2 protein-coding genes are annotated in these 1,639 nt (G+C 65.8%); both read right to left on the reverse strand.

From position 1 onward, the window contains the following. Positions 1–151: 151 nt before the first annotated feature. Positions 152–454, reverse strand: a complete 303-nt coding sequence (locus tag ACXJKR_RS31835; protein ID WP_056196937.1) for a DUF2818 family protein — start codon at positions 452–454, stop codon at positions 152–154. Between the two features lie 8 nt (positions 455–462). Next, positions 463–1,639 (reverse strand): NADH-quinone oxidoreductase subunit NuoN (gene nuoN, locus ACXJKR_RS31840; protein ID WP_457326254.1); only part of this gene is annotated, 1,177 nt, incomplete at its 5' end.

Here is a 1,639-nt window from a genome sequence, read left to right on the forward strand (position 1 = left end):
GACCATGACGGCGCCGGGGTGGCGGATGTATTCGCGGTGCGCGGCGGTGCCGTCCGGCAGCGCGACACGATCGCGGCGCACGTCGAGGAAGTGGCCCGCGAAGACCTGTGTGCTTTCGAGCAGGCGCTCGACGAGATGGGGGTCTTCGCTGTCAGAGGTGGCCACGGCGCAAATATCTCCAGACAAAGCCGGGAAAGCCCAGCGTGATGAAGAGACAGGTCGCCGCGGCATAGAACTCCCAGCCTTGCGCATGGCGCTGGCCGATGCGGGCCTCCAGCACCGAGCCGAGGGCAAAGGTCAGCGCGGCCATCAATACCAGTTCGAGCAGCCGCCACCAGGCCGCTTTCGGCGCTTGGCGCGGGCCAACGAGGAGTAGCCTCTCGCTGAAGTAAGGCAGGTTGGCCGCGATGACGGCCGCGGCGAGGACCAGCCAGACGGCGGCGGACTGGTCCATGGATGCGTTCAGGTGGCGAGGGCCTGGCGGATGGCGACCTTGCACAGCTCCAGCAAGCCACCCGGCAGCAGGCCGAAGACCAGCACGGCGGCGCCGTTGAGGGTCATGACGAAGCGCACGTCGGCCGGCGCAGCCAGCGGGGCCGTATCGGTCGGGGCGTCGAAGAACATGACCTTAACGATGCGCAGGTAATAGAAGGCGCCAACCAGCGACACGACGACGGCGAAGCCTGCGAGCCACAGGTAGAACGGCATCTGCGTGGCCACCAGGGCCTGCAGCACGGCCAGCTTGGCATAGAAACCCACGGTGGGCGGCACGCCGGCCAGCGAGAACATGAACAGCGTCATGACCAGGGCGAACCAAGGGCTGCGCTTGCCCAGGCCCGCCAGGTCCTTGATCTCCTCAGCCTCATGGCCCTGGCGCGACAGCAAGATGACCATGCCGAAGGTACCCAGTGTCGTCAGCACATAGGTGACGACGTAGAACATCGCCGAGCTGTAGGCGTTGGTGCCCCAGGTCGTGCTGTCATTGACGACGCCGGCAGTCATGCCCAAGAGCATGAAGCCCATGTTGGCGATGGTCGAGTAGGCCAGCATGCGCTTCAGATTGCTCTGGGCGATGGCCGCCAGGTTGCCGATCAGCAGCGACATGACGGACAGCACGACCAGCATCTGCTGCCAGTCCACCGCCAGGCCGCTCATGCCCTCGACCAGCAGGCGCACGGTGATCGCGAACGCGGCCAGCTTGGGCGCGCCACCGATCAGCAGCGTGACAGCCGTCGGGGCGCCCTGGTAGACGTCAGGCACCCACATATGGAAGGGCGCGGCGCCGAGCTTGAAGGCCAGGCCGGCGACGACGAAGACGGTGCCGAAGATCAGCACGCTCTTGTTCGGGATGCCCTGGGAGATGACGCCAAAGACTTCGGGGATGGTCAGCGAACCGGTGGCGCCGTACATCATCGACAGGCCGTACAGCAGGAAGCCGCTGGCGAGGGCGCCGAGGACGAAATACTTCATCGCCGCCTCGGTCGACACCGCATGGTCACGGCGCAGCGCGACCAGCGCGTACAGCGACAGGCTCATCAGCTCCAGGCCGAGGTAGACGACCAGGAAGTTGTTTGCCGACAGCATCACGTTGATGCCCAGCAGCGCGAACAGGCTGAGGATGAAGAGCTCGCCCTTGAGC

This window comes from Roseateles sp. P5_E11 (assembly GCF_054049355.1).

Coding starts and splice junctions, on each gene's coding strand:
- ACXJKR_RS31835 (WP_056196937.1), bottom strand. CDS start 454: ATGGACCAGTCCGCCGCCGTCTGGCTGGTCCTCGCCGCGGCCGTCATC.